Source organism: Streptomyces sp. NPDC050315, assembly GCF_040655775.1.
GTDB lineage: Bacteria > Actinomycetota > Actinomycetes > Streptomycetales > Streptomycetaceae > Streptomyces.
This window is the reverse complement of sequence record NZ_JBFAKN010000001.1, coordinates 822,485-841,414: the sequence shown is the minus strand read 5'-3', so window position 1 is coordinate 841,414 and position 18,930 is coordinate 822,485. Positions and strand designations below refer to the sequence as shown.

At 70.3% G+C, this 18,930-nt stretch carries 16 protein-coding genes; 8 read left to right on the top strand and 8 right to left on the bottom strand.

Annotated elements, in window-relative coordinates; translation table 11 throughout:
- Nucleotides 1-5: 5 nt before the first annotated feature.
- Nucleotides 6-917, bottom strand: coding sequence for a LysR family transcriptional regulator (locus AB0I82_RS03765; RefSeq protein WP_363255428.1), 912 nt, complete (start codon nucleotides 915-917; stop codon nucleotides 6-8).
- Nucleotides 918-1,179: 262 nt separating this feature from the next.
- Between AB0I82_RS03765 and AB0I82_RS03760 the strand changes: the two genes are divergently transcribed.
- The 5 genes from AB0I82_RS03760 to AB0I82_RS03740 are packed head-to-tail and all read left to right on the top strand — an operon-like array spanning nucleotide 1,180 to nucleotide 8,678.
- Nucleotides 1,180-2,436, top strand: a complete 1,257-nt coding sequence (locus AB0I82_RS03760) for an MFS transporter (protein WP_363255427.1) — start codon at nucleotides 1,180-1,182, stop codon at nucleotides 2,434-2,436.
- A 15-nt stretch (nucleotides 2,437-2,451) separates the two neighbouring features.
- Nucleotides 2,452-4,662: an acetate--CoA ligase family protein gene (locus tag AB0I82_RS03755; RefSeq protein WP_363255426.1), complete on the top strand. Its 2,211-nt coding sequence runs from the start codon at nucleotides 2,452-2,454 to the stop codon at nucleotides 4,660-4,662.
- A 35-nt stretch (nucleotides 4,663-4,697) separates the two neighbouring features.
- Nucleotides 4,698-5,843 carry an acyl-CoA dehydrogenase family protein gene (locus tag AB0I82_RS03750; protein ID WP_363255425.1) on the top strand — a complete coding sequence of 382 codons (1,146 nt, stop codon included), beginning with the start codon at nucleotides 4,698-4,700 and terminating at the stop codon, nucleotides 5,841-5,843.
- Entirely contained in the window at nucleotides 5,840-7,147 is a 1,308-nt protein-coding gene (locus AB0I82_RS03745; RefSeq protein ID WP_363255424.1) for a CoA transferase, read from the top strand. The genes AB0I82_RS03750 and AB0I82_RS03745 overlap by 4 nt, the downstream gene beginning before the upstream one ends.
- A complete protein-coding gene (locus tag AB0I82_RS03740) occupies nucleotides 7,131-8,678 on the top strand; it encodes an acetyl-CoA C-acetyltransferase (RefSeq protein WP_363255423.1) in 1,548 nt (515 codons plus the stop codon). The genes AB0I82_RS03745 and AB0I82_RS03740 overlap by 17 nt, the downstream gene beginning before the upstream one ends.
- A gap of 2 nt (nucleotides 8,679-8,680) precedes the next feature.
- Here AB0I82_RS03740 and AB0I82_RS03735 read toward each other — a convergent pair whose 3' ends face one another.
- Entirely contained in the window at nucleotides 8,681-8,854 is a 174-nt protein-coding gene (locus tag AB0I82_RS03735; RefSeq protein WP_363255422.1) for a hypothetical protein, read from the bottom strand.
- 108 nt (nucleotides 8,855-8,962) lie between these two features.
- Between AB0I82_RS03735 and AB0I82_RS03730 the strand changes: the two genes are divergently transcribed.
- Entirely contained in the window at nucleotides 8,963-9,865 is a 903-nt protein-coding gene (locus tag AB0I82_RS03730) for an alpha/beta hydrolase (RefSeq protein WP_363255421.1), read from the top strand.
- 80 nt (nucleotides 9,866-9,945) lie between these two features.
- Here AB0I82_RS03730 and AB0I82_RS03725 read toward each other — a convergent pair whose 3' ends face one another.
- Both AB0I82_RS03725 and AB0I82_RS03720 read right to left on the bottom strand, forming a co-directional pair.
- The gene (locus AB0I82_RS03725) at nucleotides 9,946-10,734 is read right to left on the bottom strand and encodes a VOC family protein (protein ID WP_363255420.1); all 789 of its coding nucleotides are present in this window, start codon (nucleotides 10,732-10,734) and stop codon (nucleotides 9,946-9,948) included.
- Between the two features lie 143 nt (nucleotides 10,735-10,877).
- Nucleotides 10,878-11,735, bottom strand: a complete 858-nt coding sequence (locus tag AB0I82_RS03720) for a GNAT family N-acetyltransferase (RefSeq protein WP_363255419.1) — start codon at nucleotides 11,733-11,735, stop codon at nucleotides 10,878-10,880.
- A 380-nt stretch (nucleotides 11,736-12,115) separates the two neighbouring features.
- On the opposite strand from AB0I82_RS03720, the gene AB0I82_RS03715 reads away from it, so the two are divergent.
- Nucleotides 12,116-13,732 carry an AMP-binding protein gene (locus AB0I82_RS03715; protein ID WP_363255418.1) on the top strand — a complete coding sequence of 539 codons (1,617 nt, stop codon included), beginning with the start codon at nucleotides 12,116-12,118 and terminating at the stop codon, nucleotides 13,730-13,732.
- A 44-nt stretch (nucleotides 13,733-13,776) separates the two neighbouring features.
- Here the strand turns inward: AB0I82_RS03715 and AB0I82_RS03710 are convergent, their stop codons facing one another.
- Genes AB0I82_RS03710 through AB0I82_RS03695 form a run of 4 tightly spaced genes read right to left on the bottom strand, consistent with a single transcriptional unit; the run spans nucleotide 13,777 to nucleotide 17,365 of the window.
- Nucleotides 13,777-14,277: an LUD domain-containing protein gene (locus AB0I82_RS03710; protein ID WP_363255416.1), complete on the bottom strand. Its 501-nt coding sequence runs from the start codon at nucleotides 14,275-14,277 to the stop codon at nucleotides 13,777-13,779.
- Complete coding sequence (locus AB0I82_RS03705; RefSeq protein WP_363255415.1) at nucleotides 14,274-15,761, bottom strand: lactate utilization protein B; 1,488 nt, start codon at nucleotides 15,759-15,761, stop codon at nucleotides 14,274-14,276. Before AB0I82_RS03705 ends, AB0I82_RS03710 begins: the two co-directional genes overlap by 4 nt.
- A complete protein-coding gene (locus tag AB0I82_RS03700; protein ID WP_363255414.1) occupies nucleotides 15,758-16,510 on the bottom strand; it encodes a (Fe-S)-binding protein in 753 nt (250 codons plus the stop codon). The genes AB0I82_RS03705 and AB0I82_RS03700 overlap by 4 nt, the downstream gene beginning before the upstream one ends.
- 33 nt (nucleotides 16,511-16,543) lie before the next feature.
- Nucleotides 16,544-17,365: an IclR family transcriptional regulator gene (locus AB0I82_RS03695; RefSeq protein WP_363255413.1), complete on the bottom strand. Its 822-nt coding sequence runs from the start codon at nucleotides 17,363-17,365 to the stop codon at nucleotides 16,544-16,546.
- A 120-nt stretch (nucleotides 17,366-17,485) separates the two neighbouring features.
- On the opposite strand from AB0I82_RS03695, the gene AB0I82_RS03690 reads away from it, so the two are divergent.
- Entirely contained in the window at nucleotides 17,486-18,892 is a 1,407-nt protein-coding gene (locus AB0I82_RS03690) for an MFS transporter (protein ID WP_363255411.1), read from the top strand.
- Nucleotides 18,893-18,930 lie beyond the last annotated feature (38 nt).

The following is an 18,930-nucleotide window of genomic DNA, read 5'->3' as shown; positions in this document are numbered from 1 at the left end:
GGTCCTCAGCCTGCCTCGTCCGGCTTCCTTCTGCATTCTGCCGAGATCTCGTCCAGCAGGTCGATCAGCGCGTGCAGGGCCGGGTTGGGGTCGTTCTTGCGCCAGGCGAGGGCCAGGGGGAGTGGGGGGATGTCGGAGACCGGGAGGAGGACGACGCCGGGCACCTTCAGGTGGGCCGCGGAGGCGGGGGCGAAGCCGATGCCCACGCCGGCGCCGACCAGCGACAGGATGGTGTGGGTGTCAGGGGCCTCCTGGACGATGTTCGGGCTGGTGCCGTGCTTCAGGAACGCCTTGTGGATGAGGGAGACGATGCCGGCGCCCCGGTTGGTGGGGTGGCTGACCACGGGCTCGTCGCGCAGGTCGAGCACGCCGACTTCCGGGCGCGTCGCCAACGGGTGCTCGGTGGGCAGCGCCACGGTGATGCGGTGCCGCGTGAGCTCCCGTATCTGTAGCCCCGAGCCCGCCACCGGCAGCCGGATGAGTCCCGCGTCGACCTCGTCCCGGCCGAGCCGCCCGACCATTTCGCCCCCGAAGACCGGGCCAAGGACCTCCAGCCGTACGTGCGGCCGGTGTTCGCGGAACTTCCGGGTCATCAGGACCAGTACCTCGTGGGAGGTGGGGCCGCTGAAGCCCAGCCGGACCACGCCGGTCTGCCCGGCGGCTGCCTGCCGGGCCGCCTCCGGCGCCGCCTGAGCCGCCTGCAGTGCGCGCCGGGCCTCCGTCAGGAAGGCCGCGCCGGCGCCGGTGAGCCTGACGTGCCGGGTCGTACGGTGCAGCAGGTCCACCCCCACCTCGCGCTCCAGCCGTTTGATCTGCTGCGACAGCGGCGGCTGCGTCATCTGCAACCGGACCGCCGCACGGCGGAAGTTGAGCTCCTCCGCGACCACGACGAACGCTTGCAGATGTCTCAGTTCCATCCGGCCACCTCTGCTTTGCGCTGGTCAGAGCCCATTGTGTCGCTGCGGCGAATCAATCGTACGCAGGATTGGTGTTGGACGAAACTAGTTCGTTGCCCCTAGTTTCCCGAGCAGCAACATCGCGCCACATCGCGTCCGCCGTCCGCAGGATTCATAAGCAGGGTCCGTACGCAGGGTCGCCATTCCGGAAGGGAATCAGATGCGAACCGGGCAGTTGCCGAGAGACGAGAAGATGGCTCGCAGAGCGGGCTGGGCTTCTTTCATGGGCACGACGATCGAGTGGTACGACTTCTACGTGTACGGCACCGCCTCGGCCCTGGTTTTCGCGCCGTTGTTCTTTTCCCGGGTCCCGGCCTCCGTCGGAATTCTGCTGTCCTTCGCCACCTTCTGGATCGGTTTCCTGGCGCGCCCGCTCGGCGGCATCGTCTTCGGCCATCTCGGCGACCGGATCGGGCGGAAGAAAGCGCTTATCGCGACGCTGATGCTGATGGGTGTCAGCACGGTCGGCATTGGTTTGCTGCCGACGTACGCACAGATCGGCGCTGCCGCACCGGTACTGCTGATCGTGTTCCGCATGGTGCAGGGGGTGGCCGTCGGCGGCGAGTGGGGTGGCGCGGTATTGATCGCCACCGAGCACGCCAAGAAGGAACGCGGCTTCCTGTTCGGCGCGTTCGCGCAGCAGGGCTCGCCGGCCGGACGCATTCTGGCGACGCTGTCGTTCCTCGCGGTCGCCCAGCTGCCGGACGAAGCGCTGCTGAGCTGGGCGTGGCGGCTGCCGTTCCTGGCGTCGGCGCTGCTGGTGGTCGTCGGGCTGGTGATCCGGCTGAGCCTGGAGGAGTCGCCCGCGGTCGTCGCGATGCGCGCGTCCCAGCAGACGGTGCGGGTGCCGCTGGTCGCCCTGTTCCGTGGCAACACGAAGACCGTACTGGTCGGCGTGGGGGCGGCCCTCACCGTGTTCACGGTGGTGTACGCGCGAGACACCTTCGCGCTGTCCTGGGCCACCGCGGAAGTCGGCCTGGCGAAGAACGACTTCCTCACGATTATTCTGATCGCCAGTGTGGTGCAATTCCTGGTGCAGCCCTTCGGGGCGGTGCTCGCCACCCGGTGGAGCGTGCGGAAGGCCGTCACCCTGCTGCTCGTTCTGCAATTGCCCATGCTGCCTTTGATGTTCCTGCTCGTCGGTACCGGAAATTGGACGCTCGCGATGCTGGGCGCGGTGCTCGCGACCATTCCGGACGTCATGTATTACGCCCTGCTGGCGGGGATGTTCGCGCAGGCATTCCCGGCGAACGTCCGCTACACCGGGATCTCGGCGACCTACGGGCTGGCGGGGGTCCTCGGTGGCCTGGCGCCGGTGATCCTGCAGTCCCTGCTCACCGCCTCCGGGTCGATCGTGCTGCCGATCGGGTTCGCGGTGCTGGCGAGCGTGGTGTCGCTGTTCGCCGCCCGGGCGTTCCTCACGCTGTCGGCCCGCCGCGTGGAGGAGTCCGACCGCCCGGCGCCCCATGTCGCGCTGTAGATCAAGGAGTTGACCGTGCCTGCGAGCGAACTCAGTACGAGCGAACTCAGTTCGAGCAAACGCAATTCGAAGCCGGCCGACAGCGGCGACGCCGTACAAAAGCTGCTGTACCCGCGCTCCATAGCGATCCTCGGTGCGTCGGACAATCCGGCCAAGCTGTCGGGCCGGCCGGTGGAGTACCTGAAGCGGTTCGGGTTCGCCGGGCGGATCCTGCCGGTCAATCCCACCCGCGAGACCGTCCAGGGCCTGCCGGCCCGTCGCGGCCTCGACGACATCGACGGCGACATCGACCTGGCGATGATCATGCTGTCGGCGGAGCGGACGGCCGACGCGGTACGGGCCTGCGGCCGGCGCGGCATCCCGGCCGCGATCGTGGGCGCGTCCGGCTTCGCCGAACTCGGCGGCGAGGGCGCGGCGCTCCAGCGTGACCTGCGGGCGGCGATCGAGGAGAGCGGGGTGCGGGTGCTCGGCCCCAATTGCCTCGGCATGATCGGCGTACGGGACCGTGCGATGCCCACGTTCACCTCGGCGCTGGACGAGGACGTACCGCTGCACGAGGGCCCGGTGGCCTTCCTCAGCCAGAGCGGCGCGTTCGGCGGCTTCGTCTTCAACGAGTCGCAGAACCTGGGCATCGGGATCTCGCACTACCTCAACACCGGCAATGAGGTCGATCTGTCGGTGGCCGAGCTGCTGGACGGGCTGGTGCGCACCGAGCAGACCCAGGTGGTGCTGGCTTACTTGGAAGGCGTCACCGGTGGGCGTCGGCTGCTGGCGGCCGCCCGGCAGGCGCACGATCGGGACAAGCCGATCATTGCCGTCAAGGTCGGGCGCTCGGTGGCGGGCGCCCGCGCGGCACAGTCGCACACCGCGTCACTCGCCGGGGAGGACGCGGTCTTCGACGGCGCGGCCCGGCAGTACGGCATCCTGCGGGTCGACGGCCCCGAGGAGATGCTCGACGCGGCGCAGCTCTTCGCCACCGGGCGGCGGGCCCGCGGGCGCAGGCTGACCAGCCTGTCCGTCTCCGGAGGTGCGGGCGCGCTGATGGCCGACGCGGCCGCCCGGCACGGCCTCGAAGTACGCGCGTGGGACGAGACGTGGCAGCGCAAGATGGCCGCCGCCATCCCGGCGTACGGATCGCCGCGCAACCCGGTCGACCTCACCGGCACCCTCCTCGCCGAGCCGCAGATCCTCCGCCGCGCGCTCCGGGTGGCCGTCGAGCATCCCGACACCGACCTGATCGCCGTCCTCCTCGGCTGCGCGGACAGCTGTGCCACCGAACTCATCGACGCCGTCGCAGAGGCGAATCGGTCCACCGACCGGCCCGTGGTCGTGGTGTGGACCGGCGGCAGCGGCCGCCCACGGCAGCGGCTGCGCGACCTCGGCATTCCCTGCTACACCGGCCCGGGCAGCGCCGCCGCCGCACTCGGGCTGCTCGCGGACTTCAGCCTGCGCCCCGCGCTGCCACGGCCGCGGCGCCCCGACGGTATCGATGACGCCGCCGCGCGGTCCCTGCTGACCGCGGCGCGGGCCGCCGGGCGGACCCAACTCGACGAGGACGAGTCGACCCGGCTGATCGCTGCCTACGGCATACCGTGTGCCGCCTCCCGCCCGGTGGAATCCGCCGACGCGGCCGTGACCGCGGCGGCGGAGCTCGGCGGCCCGGTCGCGGTCAAGCTGCTGTCCGACCGGATCGGGCACAAGAGCGACATCGGCGGCGTACGTCTGGGACTCGCCGACACCGACACCGACACCGACACCAACGCCGTACGCGAGGCCGCCGACGACCTGTTCCGTATCGCCCGCGAGGCGGGGATCGACGATGCCCGGCTGCTGGTCCAGCGCATGGCTGAGGCCGGCACCGAGCTGATCGTCGGGACCAAGAACGACCCCGTGTTCGGCCCGGTCGTCGTGGTCGGGCTGGGCGGAGTACTCGTCGAGGCCCTCGCCGACAGCCGGGTCGCCGTCGCCCCCCTCGACACCGACACCGCCCGGCGACTGCTCCTGTCACTGCGCGGCAGCCGGCTGCTCGGTGCGGTACGCGGCAAGCCGCCGCGCGACATCGACGCCGCCGCGGAAGCCATCGCGCGTCTGTCCTGGCTGGCCGCCGACCTGTCCGAGGACCTCGCCGAACTCGATGTGAACCCACTGCTGCTCGGCCCGGAAGGACACGGAGCCGTCGCCGTCGACGCCCTGGCGGTCCTGACCACCCCGACCGAGACCGAATGAACGCGGGAAGGGAAAACACCACCATGGAATCCAGCATGGAATCCAGCGATTTCGAGGCCGTGCTCGACGCGGTGCGCCGCTTCGTGCGGGAGGACGTCGTTCCTCGTGAGGACGAGATCGAGGAGACCGACGCGATACCGGAGGACATCCGTCAAAAGGCCGCGGAAATGGGCCTGTTCGGGTACACGCTGCCCGAGGAGTACGGCGGCCTCGGCGCGAACCTGTACGAGGATGTGCGGCTCGCCTTCGAATTCGGTTACACCACTCCGTCCTTCCGCTCGATGTTCGGTACCAACAACGGCATCGCCGGCCAAGTACTGGTCAATGCGGGCACCGAGGAGCAGCGCAAGCACTGGCTGCCCCGGCTCGCCGAGGGCGCCGTCGCCTCCTTCGCGCTCACCGAGGCGGAGGCGGGCTCGGACCCGTCGGGCCTGACCACCCGCGCCCGCCGTGACGGTGACGCGTACATCCTCAACGGGTCGAAGCGGTTCATCACCAACGCCCCGCTGGCCGATCTGCTCGTGGTCTTCGCCCGGACGGACCCGGAGAGCCGCGGCACGAAGGGCATCTCCGTCTTCCTGGTCGAGGCCGGCCGCAAGGGCGTCACCGTCGGTCCCAAGGACCACAAGATGGGCCAGGCGGGTGCCTGGACCGCCGAGGTGTTTTTGGACGACGTGCGCGTCGGCAAGGACGCGCTGATCGGCGGCGAGGAGGGCGCCGGCTTCGGCACCGCGATGAAGTCCCTCGTGCGCGGGCGGGTGCACATCGCCGCGTTGTGTGTCGGCATGGCCCAACGGATCCTGGCGGAGTCCGTCGCACACGCCGCCGCCACCAAGCAGGGCGGCCGCCCGATCGGCGAGTTCCAGCTGGTCCAGGCGATGCTCGCGGAGATACAGACCGGGGTACTGGCCGGCCGCGCGATGGTCCTCGACGCGGCGCACAAGTACGACTCCGGCGAGGACCGCAGGATCGCGCCCTCGGCCGCCAAGCTGTTCTGCTCCGAGATGGTGTCCAGGGCCGCCGACCTCGCGGTCCAGATCCACGGTGGCATGGGCTACATGCGCGGCACCGTCGCCGAGCGTTGTTACCGCGATGCCCGGCTGTTCCGCATCTACGAAGGCACCAGCGAGATCCAGAAGCTGATCATCGGCAGGAACCTGCTGCGGGACGCGACGCGATGAGCCATGGGCCGGGCGACACGACGGGAGACGCGACGAGGCACACGACGGGCGACGCGATGAGCCTGCGCTCCCAGCCGCTCCGCGGCATGCGGATCATCGAGATCTCCAGCTATGTGGCGACCCCGCTGAGCGGGCTGACGTTGGCTCAGCTGGGTGCCGATGTGATCCGCATCGAGCCGGTCGGTGGTGCCCCCGACCGCACCCGCCTGCCGCTGGCGGACAGTGGGACGAGCCTGTACTGGTCGGGGCTGAACAAGGGCAAGCGCGCCATCGAGGTGGATCTGCGGTCCGAGCGGGGCCGCCGGCTCGTCGCGGATCTGATCGTCGGCGGCGGACGCCGCGGCGGCATTGTGATCAGCAACTCCGAGCGGGACCCGGACCTGACGTACGAGACGCTGCGAGCACGTCGGCCCGACCTGATCCACGTACTGCTGACCGGCCGCCGGGACGGTGGCACCGCGGTGGACTACACCGTCCAGGCGGCCACCGGATTCCCGCTGGTCACCGGCCCGGAGGACGCCGCGCGGCCGGTGAACCACCTGTTGCCCGCGTGGGACATCGCCGCCGGGCTGTACCTCACGACCGGACTGCTGGCCGCCGAACGGCACCGCCTGCTGACGGGGGAGGGCCAGCAGGTGCGGGTCGCCCTGGAGGACGTCGCGCTGGCCACCGCCGGAAACCTCGGTTACCTCGCCGAGGCGCAGCTGAGCAGTACCCCTCGGGAACGCATCGGCAACTACGTCTACGGCACCTTCGGCCGCGACTTCACCACCGCCGACGGCGAGCGACTGATGATCGTCACACTCACCCCGCGACACTGGCGGGACCTGCTCACTGCGACCGGCCTCACCGAGACTGTCTCCGCGTTGGCTTCCGCGCTCGGGGCGGACTTCGACGACGAGCGGGAACGCTACCGGCACCGCACACTGCTCGGCGATCTGCTCGCGAGCTGGTTCGAGACCCGCGCCTTCTCCGAGGCGGAGGCGGCACTGCGTACGACCCGCGTGCTGTGGTCGACGTACCGGAGCTTCTCGGACCTCGCCGCCGACGGCGCGCGCCTGCTGCGGGAGAACCCGCTGATGGCGGAGGTACGGCAGCCCGGGGTGGGCGCGTACTGGGCGCCCGGATCACCCGTGGTGATGGCTGGCGAACAGTCGTTGCCAAAGGCATCGCCGGGGGTGGGCGAACACACCGACGAGGTACTGCGCACCGAACTCGGCCTCCTGCCGGACGAGTACACAACGCCCGAGCCCACAACTACCGTACGCATGAAGGAGATTGACCACCATGGTGCTACTCGCTGACCAGACCGCGATCATCACCGGCGGAGCCCAGGGCATCGGTCTCGCGATCGCCGAGCGGTTCGTCGAGGAGGGGGCGAAGGTCGTTCTCGGCGACCTGAACCTGGATGCCGCGGAGGCGGCGGCCAAGGAACTCGGTGGCCCCGAGGTCGCGCGCGCGGTGCGGTGCGACATCACCAACGCCGCCGAGGTGGACGCACTCATCCAGACCGCACTGGACGCCTTCGGTTCGCTGGACGTCATGGTCAACAACGCCGGGATCACCCGCGATGCCACCATGCGCAAGATGACCGAGGAACAGTTCGACCAGGTCATCGACGTGCACCTCAAGGGCACCTGGAACGGCACCCGCAAGGCGGCAGCCGCGTTCGGCGGCGCCCTGAAGGGCCTGAGCGTGGCCGAGTTGGGAACGGTCGTGCTGCGAGGGCTCCTGACGCGTACCGGCCTCGACCCGGCCGCGATCGACGATGTCATCCTCGGCAACTGCTACCCGACCAGCGAGGCACCCGCCCTCGGCCGGGTCGTCGCCCTGGACGCGGGTCTGCCGATCACCGTGCCCGGGATGCAGGTCGACCGGCGCTGCGGCTCCGGCCTGCAGTCGGTACTGCAGGCGGCGATGCAGGTCCAGTCCGGCGTCAGCGAGCTGATCGTCGCCGGTGGCGCGGAGAGCATGAGCAATGTCGCCTTCTACGCCACCGACATGCGGTGGGGCGTCAAGGGGCCGGGCGTGACACTGCACGACGGCCTGGCGCGGGGCCGCGCCACCGCGGGCGGCCGCAACCACCCGGTGCCCGGCGGGATGTTGGAAACCGCGGAGAACCTGCGCCGCGAGTACGGCATCGACCGCGAGGAACAGGACCAGCTGGCGGTCACCTCGCACCGGCGGGCGGTCGCCGCGCAGACCTCCGGCGTGTTCGCCGAGGAGATCATTCCGATCACGGTACGGACGAAGAAGGGCGACACCGTCGTCGACACCGACGAGCACCCCCGCGCCGATGCCTCGATGGAGACCCTCGGGGCCCTGCGCCCCGTACTGGGCAAGCAGGACCCCGGGGCCACCGTGACCGCGGGCAACGCCAGCGGCCAGAACGACGCCGCGGCGATGTGCGTGGTCACCCACCCGGACCGCGCCGCCGCACTCGGCCTGCGCCCCCTGGTACGCCTCGTGTCCTGGGGTGTGGCCGGTGTGGCCCCCAAGGTCATGGGCATCGGCCCGGTCCCCGCCACCGCCGTCGCGCTGGAGAAGGCGGACCTGAAGATCTCCGACCTGGACCTCATCGAACTCAACGAGGCGTTCGCCGCCCAAGTGCTCGCCTGCACCCGCGAATGGGACCTCGGCGAGGCCGACTTCGCGCGGCTGAACGTCCACGGTTCCGGCATCTCCCTGGGCCACCCGGTCGGCGCGACCGGCACCCGCATCCTCGCCACCATGGCCCGGGAAATGCACCGCCGCGATGCCCGGTACGGCCTGGAAACCATGTGCATCGGCGGCGGCCAGGGCCTGGCTGCGATCTTCGAGAAGGTCACTCCATAAGGTCACTCCATAGGCGTGCCTCCGCGGGAGCGGTGGCGGTGCACGGCGAGGGCTGCGGCGCCCGCCACCCCGGCACGCGGCCGCCCCCAGCCGCTGCCACAGCCGCCGGTCGAGACCTCGACGACGGTGTGCCGCAGCCGGTCGTCGGCAGCGGCCGTCATGACCACCACAGCCACGACCGCCACGATCTCCGCGGACGTTCGACATGCACACCCGGCACAGTCAGCCAGACAACCGCCCGGCACCCCAGACCACCCCTACGGATTTTCTGGAGACTTGGGGCAATGTTGACTGAGGTAAAAATGACGGCCGAGTGGCCGGGGAAACCGAGGAGGGGCAGCGACGTGCTGGTCGAGGAGAGCGTGCGGCTCAACGGAATCGACGTGCGCTACCGGGTCGCCGGGGATGGGCCCGCTGTGGTGTTGGTGCATGGGCTGGGGGAGGACGGTGGGGTGTGGGGGCGGCAGCAGCGGGAGGTCGGGGGGTGGCGGACGTATGCGTATGACCTGCGGGGACATGGGGGGAGTGGGGTCGGTGCGGCGGATGGCTCGCTCGCCCAACTGCGGGACGATCTACTGGAGTTCCTGCGCGAGGTGTCGGGGCCGGCCGATTGTGTCGGGTTCTCGTTGGGTGGTGCGGTGGTGCTGGCTGCGGCGGCGGTCGCGCCTGGACTGGTCACGGGGGCTGTTGTGTTCGGTACGTCCACGGTGGTGGGGAGGGCCGCGGTGGAGTTCTATGAGGAGCGGATCGGGCTCGTGCGCGCCGGTGATCGGGAGCGGCTGGCGGAGGTGATGCGCGCGGACACAGTGGCCGCGTTGCATCGTACGGACGGGGACGAGGACGGGAGCGGGGGCGGGGGCGTGGATGTGGATGCGGTGACGGAACGGCGGATGGCGGCTGTGGGGGACGGGGTCGGGTACGCCAATGCGGCCGCTGCGATGGCTGGGTTGCGGGAGCGACCGCTCACCCCGGCGCTTGCCGACATCGCGTGTCCCGTTGTGGTCGTCGGGGCCGCGCAGGACGCCTTCTGTCCGCGTAAGGCTGCCGAGATCCTGCTTGAGGGGCTGCGGGGCGCGGCGTGTGAGGTGCGGTACGAGGAGATTGCGGATGCCGGGCATTTGATGAATGTGGAGCAGCCGGGGGCGGTGACGGCCCGGCTGGTGGCGGCCTTGGAATCGATGAGGTGAGGGGGCGCCCCACCACAGGCGCCCCCCCCCGGCCCAGGCGCCCGCACCACAGGCGCCCCCGGCCCCTCCCCCCCCCCGTATTACGAGATCTTCGGCATGTCGCCCTTGGTCGTGCTCATGTCGATCACCGAGAAGCCCGCGCCCTGCTGGTCGGAGACGACGGCGAAGCGGCCGAAGGGGCTGTCGTGCGGGCCGAAGTGGACCTGTCCGCCGAGCTTGGTGATCTTTGCGATGGCCGCGTCACAGTCGTCGACGGCGAAGTACGGGTTGATGTGCGAGGGCAGCCCGGGCGGGAAGTCCTCGGTCATCTTCATCCGGCCGATGGTGGTGTCGCCGCCCAGCTCGTAGAGCTTGAAGTCGATGGCCTCGTCCTGCATCTTCTTCGTGCCGTACGAGAAGAGGGCGGGGAAGAACGCGTCCGCCTGCTCGGCGTCGCGGGTGGTGATCTCGGCCCAGCAGTACGAGCCGGGCTCGCCCTGCTTCTCGAAGCCCCGGTGCGTGCCGGGCTGCCAGAGGCCGAAGGTGACGCCGGCGGGGTCGGCGGCGATCGTCATGTGCCCGAAGTCCCCTACGGCCATGGGGTCGATGACGACCTGTCCGCCGAGGTCGCGGACCTTGTCCGTGGAGGCCTGGAGGTCGGCCGAGGCGAAGAACAGGCACCAGGCGGTCGGCCAGTCCTGGCCGGGCATCTTGGGCGCGAGGCCCGCGACCACCTTTCCGTCGGAGAACGCCTGGGTGTAATTGCCGTACTCCGCCAAGCTCTCGCCGAAGGTCCAGCCCAGCACTTCGCCGTAGAAGGTCTTCGCTGCCTCCAGGTCGGGGAACGAAGCGTCGATCCAGATGGGTGTGCCCTCAGGTTTAACGGCCATGGCCTGCCTTCCTCCGTTTTCCACTATGAGGTGCCTCTGGTGAGGTCTTGTCCGGCTTGCCACGGTATCCAGTGATCTTACGTCCGTCCGGCGAAATATTCGAACGTATGGTCAATTCTCGAATTCACTCAGGAGGAGGCGTCCTAGCCCAGCTCCAGGCTCGTCACCCCGAAGATGCTCGCCGTGGCCATGGGGCGGACGGGGCCGGTGTACATACGGGCCGTGGCGAAGGCGGAGGTGAGGCCGAGGGAGGTGGCCAGTGTTACCGCCTCCGGGTTGGTCTCGGGGACGTCGATGACGAAGGGGGCGCCGTCGAGGTCGGCGGTGAGCCCGTCGAGCAGGGCGCGGGCGTCGTCGGCGGTGTCGGCGAAGAGCGGGCCGACGCGGTGCGCGTCGCGGCCGGGGCGGATGACGCCGTAGCCGGTGATCTTTCCGTCGATGACGCGGGCGAGTGCCCGATGGTTGTTTGCGGTGAGCCAGTTGCGCAGGAACGTCGGGCGGTCGGCGGGGTAGTGGGTGCCGTCGTACGCGATGAGCGCGTCCAGGTCCGCGGCCTCGGCGGGGACGATGTGCGCGGGGGCCGGGTGGCCGGTCGGTCCGGAGCCGCCGTAGCGGTTGGTGCGGTAGGCGAGTTCGAAGCCGGAGCGGCGGTAGTTGTCCTGCTGGGCCGGTACGCCGTCCAGGCCGACGGTGCGCTCGCCGGCGTGTGCCAGTGCGGCCTTCCAGGTGGCGAGGCCGTGGCCGCGGCCGCGCCGGTCCGGGCGTACGAGGTAGAAGCCCAAGAAGGCGTAGTCCGGGCTGTAGTTGACGACCGAGATGGCGGAGACCGGCTCGCCGTCGATCCGGCCGAGGAAGAACCCGTCGGGGTCCTGGCTGAAGAAGCAGGCGGTGTCGCCGAGTCCCGGGTTCCAGCCCTCGGCCGCCGCCCACTCGACCACGAGCTTCCAGTCCTCCGGTGTGGCTCGCGTGACGACAAGCTGATCAGGTGCCTGACGGGGCATTGGGCTGTCCTTTCCGGCGGAGGGCGGGCCGCGCGGCGGCCCACGGTGCGGCCATCCTTCCCGATACGTACGCCCGTATCCAGCAAGCGAGGTGCCCGTCGCCCTGCGCGAAAGAAGGGTCAAGTAGGGGAACGAGTAAGGAAAAGAAAGGGAAAGAGGGGGTCAAGTGCCTGGATTGGTGGGTTTGCGATGTGCGGCGGGGTGGGGGTGAGCGCTAGCATGGGAATTGGTTGTCTGGGGCAACCAAATTCCCGGGGCGGGGGAACGCTTGTGCCGGGTGCGGCGCCCTGCGCGCCGGACCGGCCCTGGGCACCCACCGACCGATGGAGTACCACCACCGGTGCGCGGGGACGAGCGCGCCGGTGTTCAGGAGGACATTCATGCCTGCCGAGGCAGCCGTATCCCGGACCACCCCCACAACTCCCCAAGAAAACCAGGACAGTTCAACGGATCAGGACACCACCTTCCGTACCTACGTCGAGGACATCCTCGACGCGCTCGCGGCCGACCCGGACCGGGAGCTCCTGGTGTACGGCGACCGGCGGCTGACTGCCGGTCAGTTCCACGACCTGGTGCACCGCACGGCGCATGCCATGGCCGCGCAGGGCATCGAGCGCGGCACCACGATCACCCTGCTCAGTGGCAACCTCCCCGAGGCCATCGCGGCCCGCTACGCCGCCAACCTGGCCGGCTGCCGGGTCAACCACCTGTACAACAAGCTCTCCGCCGACGTGCAGGCCAACATCGTCCGCGACGTGGAGACCCGCGCGCTGATCGTCGACCCGCGACTGGCCGACCGCGCCGCCGAGCTGATCGAGCGCGCGCCCGTGCCCACCGTGCTCACCCTCGGCGAGGCCAAGCGCGAGATAGGCATTGACGTACTGGCGCTCGGCGCCGAGCAGCCCGCCGAGCCGTTCGCGACCCGGGCGGTGCCGGAGGACATCTGCACCATCCGGCACACCGGCGGCACCACCGGCCACCCCAAGGGCATCGTCACCACCTTCGAGCAGTTCAACCGCATGCGGCGGATGATGCACGCCGCGCAGGAGACCGAGTACACGCCGAAGCAGCTGGTGTGCACCACCATCGCGCACGCCGCCGGGATGCTCGCCGACGTCATGTTCCTCACCGGCGGCACGGTCGTGCTGCACGACGACTTCGACCCGGCCGAGGCGCTCGCCACCATCGAGCGGGAGGGCATCACGCACCTCTTCCTGCTGCCGCCGCTGGTCTATCAGCTGATGGACCACCCGGACTCCGAGCGCCGCGACCTCTCCAGCCTGCGTGCCCTGACCTACGGCGGCTGCCAGTCCTCGCCCGCTCGCATCGCGGACGCGGTCCGCCGCTTCGGCAAGGTGCTCGTGCAGTTCTACGGGCAGAACGAGGCCGGCGGCATCAGCGTGCTGCCCGCCGAGGAGCACGACCCGGACAACCCGGAGCGGCTCCGCTCGGCCGGCAAGATCCTGCCGGGCGTCGAGGTGGCCATCCGCGACACCGACGGCAACGACCTGCCCGCCGGCGAGCTGGGCGAGATCTGCGTCCGGTCGGCCGGCACGATGACCGGGTACTGGAAGCAGCCCGAGCTGACCGCCGAGGTGCTCAAGGACGGCTGGCTGCACACCGGTGACGTGGGCTTCGTCGACGCGGACAACTACATCACCGTCGTCGACCGGATCAAGGACATGATCGTGGTCGTCGGCGGCCATGTGTACACCACCGAGCTGGAGGACCTGCTCAACTCGCACCCGAAGGTGCTGCAGAGCGCGGTCTTCGGCGTCCGGGACGCGGACCGCATGGAGCAGGTGCACGCCGCAGTCGTGGCGGCGCCGGACAGCGGGCTGGAGGCCGAGGAGCTGCGCGCCGCGGTGCGCGAGGCGCGCGGCGCGATGTACGAACCGGCCACGATCACCTTCGTCGACGCGCTGCCGCTGACGGACGCGGGCAAGCCCGACAAGAAGCTGCTCCGGCAGCAGGCGGAGCAGGCGCAGGCCGCCTGACCGGATCGCGCGGGCGGGTGCCGAGGCGCCCGCCCGCGCGGCTCTCACGCGTCCGGATACACCGCCACCCGCACCGTCCGTGGCCCGTGCATCCCCTGGATCATCGCCGACTCGATGTCACCGGAGCGGCTGGGCCCGGTGACCAGCTGCATGCCGGACGGCATCGGGTCGAGGCGGCCGAGCGCCGCGATCAGGTCTGCGTAGCTCGCGTACAGGCGGGACTGCGGCACGATCGCGAGGTGGACGCCCGGCAGTACCGCGGTGCCACGGGGGCGGCCGGGCGCGGGGCCGATGGCGAGCGTGCCGGTCTCCGCGGCGGCACCGAGTACACCGGTGATACCGACCTCGGCGTCCCACGGGTCCGCGGGGCGCGGCCCCTTCACCTCCAGTCCCTTCAGGTCGGGATGCTCGTCGACGAGGGTGCGGCGGGTCCCCGCCCATTGCCGTACCAGCGCGAGCGCCTCGTCGTGCGAGGCGGTGAGCTCGGCCAGGCCGCCGGCCTCCGCCAGCCGGTCCCGGAAGAGCGCGGTCATCTGGACGTTCATCGTTGCCTCCGGTCGCGGCCGTGGAACCATCGGCGGAACGCCCCTGCCTCCCGCAACGGCGGCAGCGCGCGTCCACCGGCCCACCCGCGGCCCGGCCCCGGCAGCCGGGCCAGCAGCCGGTCGGGCAGCAGCCGTCCCATCAGCCGGGCCGCGGCGAGCGTCGCGCGGTACCCCGTTTCCGTACGCCACGCCAGCGACCAGGCCCGCCAGCCCGCTCGCGCCGCGCTGCTGCCACGCTCGCGCTCATGCTCCGCGCGCAGGTTCACCAACAGATCCGGAATCGGGATCTTGACCGGGCAGGCGTCGTAGCAGGCGCCGCAGAGCGAGGAGAGGAAGGGCAGGTCGGAGTCGGTGCCGGGGGCGCCGATGAGCGGGCTGAGGACGGCGCCGATCGGGCCGCCGTACACCGCGCTGTACGGGTGGCCGCCGCCCACCGTCCGGTACACCGGGCAGGCGATCTGGCAGTTGCCGCAGCGGATGCAGGCGAGCACCTCTTCCTGCGGCGTGCCGAGCGCCTTCGTACGGCCGTTGTCGAGGATCACCAGGTGCAGCTGCTCGGGTCCGTCGCTCTCGCCCTCCCGGCGCGGCCCGTTGACCAGCGTCTGGTAGACCGATACGCGCTGCTTGGTGGCGGCGTCGCACAGCAGCGGGATGAGGACGCCGAGGTCGGCGAAGCGCGGGATGACCTTCTCCACGGTCATCACGGCGACGTGGACGCGCGGCTGGGAGGTCACCATGTCGGCGTTGCCTTCATTGGTGACGATGGCGAGGGTGCCGGTGTCCGCGGCCGCGAAGTTGACGCCGCTGATGCCCATGCCGGCGGCCTTGAAGTCGGCGCGCAGCCGAGTACGCGCGAAGGCCGCCAGGTCGTCCGGGTCTCCTGACACAACGTCACCGGCGAGCTGTCCGAAGAGATCCGCCACGTCCTGCCGGGACTTGTGCAGCGCGGGCCCGACGATGTGGCTGGGCCGCTCGTCGGCCAGCTGGACGATGTACTCGCCCAGGTCCGTCTCGACCACCTCGATGCCCTGTGCGGTGAGATGGGAGTTGAGGTGGATCTCCTCGGTGGCCATCGACTTGGACTTCACCACAAGGCGTACGCCGTTCTCGCGGGCGATCTGCTCGATGACGGCGCGCGCGTCGGCGGGGGTGGCGGCCCGGTGCACCACGCCGCCGTTGCGTTCCACGTTCCCGGTGAGCTGTTGGAGGTACTTCTCCAGGTCGGGCAGGGTCTCGCGGCGGATGGCCGCGCCGCGTTCGCGGAGCTCGGCCACCTCGGGGGGCCAACTGCCGACGCGTCGCCGCTCGTTCAGGGCGGCGAGGCGGTCGTGGGTGGGGCGGGCGGTGGGGACGGTCAGCGCGTCGCGGGTGATGAGGGGGAGTGGACGGCGGTGCGGCGGGATGTCACCGGCCGCCCACTCGGGGCGGTCGGGCCGGATGCGCTCGCGTCCGGCGAGGGCGGAGGAGTGCTGTTGCTCGGTCATGCGGGCACCTCCGCCGGGACGAGCGCGTCGCGTACCACTTCCGCGAGGTGGCGGGTGCGGACCGGTGGCCCCGCCTTCCGCGCCCGGCCGCTCAGGTGCAGCAGGCAGCCCGGGTCCGCCGAGACCAGCCAGTCGGCGCCGCTCGCCGCCGCCGCGTCGAGCTTGGTGTCGGCCATCGCCACCGACACCTCGGGAAACTTCGCGGCGAAGGTGCCGCCGAAGCCACAACAGGTGTCGCAGCCCGTCATTTCCCGAACCTTCAACCCCTCGATGCGGAGCAGGAGTTGGCGTGGCGTACGGCGCTCGCCGAGCGTGCGCGCCATGTGGCAGGAGTCGTGGTACGTGACCGAGCCGGAGAGCCGCAGTCGGAGGTCCGTGCCGTACGCCATGACGAACTGGCTGAACTCGTAGGTGCGGCTTACCAGTTCGCGTTGTGCGGCACTTGGCTCGCGGAGTCGGGTGAGGTGGTGGTGGAGGTAGGCGGCGCAGGAGCCGGACGGGGTGACCACCGCGTCGTACGGGGCGAAGATCCGCAGCCAGCGGCCGAGCAGTGCGCGGGCCTCGGCCGGATGTCCGGAGTTCAGCGCGGGCTGGCCGCAGCAGGTCTGGCCGCGCGGCAGCTCGACCGTGCAGCCCATCGCCTCCAGTACTTCCACTGTGGCGCGCGCCGGGCCGCCCGCCGCCAGGTCACCCATGCACGAGGTGAACAGCGCCACCCGCGCCGGGGGCCGTGCATCCGTCTCCGTCATGCGACTCCTCCGTATCGAACCGTCTCAGGCAGCTCATGCCATCACCGACTCCACCCGCCGAGCCGTGTCCCGTACCGCGTCCGCCAGCGCCAGCACCTCGTCGCGGCTGATCACGAAGGTCACCGTGGAGACGCTGACCGCGCCGACCGTGCGGCCGTCGGGGGTGTGGACGGGCGCCGCGAGGCAGCGCACGTTGGGTTCGTTCTCCTCGTCGTCCAGGGCGTAGCCCCGCTCCCGGACGGCGGTGAGGTCGGCGGCGAGCGCTTCGAGGGTGGTGCGAGTGTGTTCCGTACGGCGCTCCAGGCCGGTGCGGGCCACCAGCTCGGCCAGGGCCGGTGCGTCGAGCCCGGCGAGGATGCACTTGCCGATGGCGGTGGAGTGCAGCGGCTGCTGCATGCCGACGCGGGACAGCATCGCGAACGGCTGCACGCCCTCGACCTTATGGGTGTAGACGACGCGGTCGCCGCTGCGCAGACCCATGTGCAGGGTCTGGCCGATCTGCGACTGCAGCTCGACGAGGACCGCCTCGACGGTGGTGTGCCGGCGGCCCTGGCTCACCGCAGCGCCGATGCCGCTGGCGGTCGGGCCGATGCCGTACCGCCCGCCCGGGTACGCCACCGCCCAGCCCTCGGCGACCAGGGTGCCCAGCAGCCGGTGGGCGGTGGGCTTGGACACGGCGGCGTCCGCCGCCAGTTCGGCCAGCCGGAGGGGGCCCGGCGCGTGGCAGAGCACCTCGATGAGCCGCAGCACCTTGCGGGGGCCCGCGCCGTCGTTGGCCTTACCGGAATCCGCCCGGGCGGAACTCGCTGACGTCCGTGCAGAACTCGTTGATGTCCGTGCAGAACTCGTTGACACCTTTCCGAGGCTAGGGCTAGCTTCCCCCGTTGTTCCAGCCCCCTGAACGCCGTTTCGTCAGGCGGAACGGCGGTACATCTCCCCCTTCCTGGACCATTCGTGCCGACGTCAGGAGAATCCGTGACGACTCAGGCGGAGATTCGGCAGCTGTCCGACCGCGCAGCACAGCACGTCCTCAGCAAACAGGGCACCGACGCGGGGCGCCGCACCGGCTGGCTGATGATCTCTACGATCCTGATCGAGGCATGGGATCTGTACGCGATCTCCTTCCTGCTGCTGTTCGTCAAGAACGACCTGCACCCCAGCCCGGCGATGCTCGGACTCGCCTCCGGCGCCGTGCAGTTGGGCGCGCTCATCGGCGCGCTGGGCGGCGGCTGGGTGGCCGACCGGATCGGCCGCCGCAAGGTCTTCATCATCACGATGGCGCTGTTCGTGGTGCTCGCGCTGAGCCAGTCCTTCGTGACCAGCATGTGGCAGCTGGTGGCGGTACGGTTCCTGCTCGGCATCCCGCTGGGCAGCGACATCTCCACGGGCTACGCGTACATCATGGAGACCATGCCCAAGGGCAAGCGGGAGGTGATGGGCAACCGCTGGCAGGGCATGTTCGGGCTCGGCGAGATCGCCGCCATCGCGGTCATCACGGTGATGTACCTCAGCGGCATGGACCACGGGCTGCTGTGGCGGATCGGCCTCGGCATCGGCGCGCTGCCCGCGCTCGCGCTGCTCATCGGCCGGCTGGACGTGCCGGACACCGCGCTGTGGCTTGTCCAGCGCGGCAAGTTCCGGCAGGCCAAGGTGGTCGCGAAGAAGATGTTCAACGACGACCTGGACATGCTGCCGGACGAGGACTTCGTCATGGAGCGGCCGCGCACCCGCGACTTCCTCGCCGGCATCTGGCAGGACCCCATCCGCCGCAAGGCCAGCGTCTTCGCCTGGATCTCCAACGCCATGCAGGGCGCCGAATTCGCCGCCTTCGCCTTCTACCTGCCGGTGATCCTCGTACTCACCGGGGTCTCCGGCATCGGCGCCACCAACTTCGTCACCGGCGCGATCTACATCATCGCCACCATCAGCGGCTTCGTGGCGCCGATGGTGACACCGAAGCTGGGCCACCGCGGCGTGGCCCGCTGGGGCTTCGGCATGGCCTTCGTCTCGCTGCTGCTGGCCGCGCTCTTCCTGCACCTGGAGTGGCATGTGCTGGTGCCGCTGGCCGCCGCGGGTCTGATGTGGGGCCACTACTGGGACGCCTCGAACGGCATGACCATTGCCTCGATGGTCGCGCCCAGCCGGTACAAGGCCACCGCCTCCGGCTTCGGCTACATCTTCGTCAAGCTCGCCGCCTTCGTGACCATCTTCTTCTTCCCGATCCTCTTCACCGAGCTGGGCGTGCCACTGGCGACCGTGATCGTCTCGCTGCTCTCCCTGACCGGGTATCTCGCGGCCACGTACATCCTCCCCGAGGTCTACGGCTACGTGGAGCAGGAGGAGGGCACGGGTACCGCCGCGACCGCCGAGCAACGGGGGTGAGTGGGCAATACAACGCGGCGCATGAAATCGTGGGCACA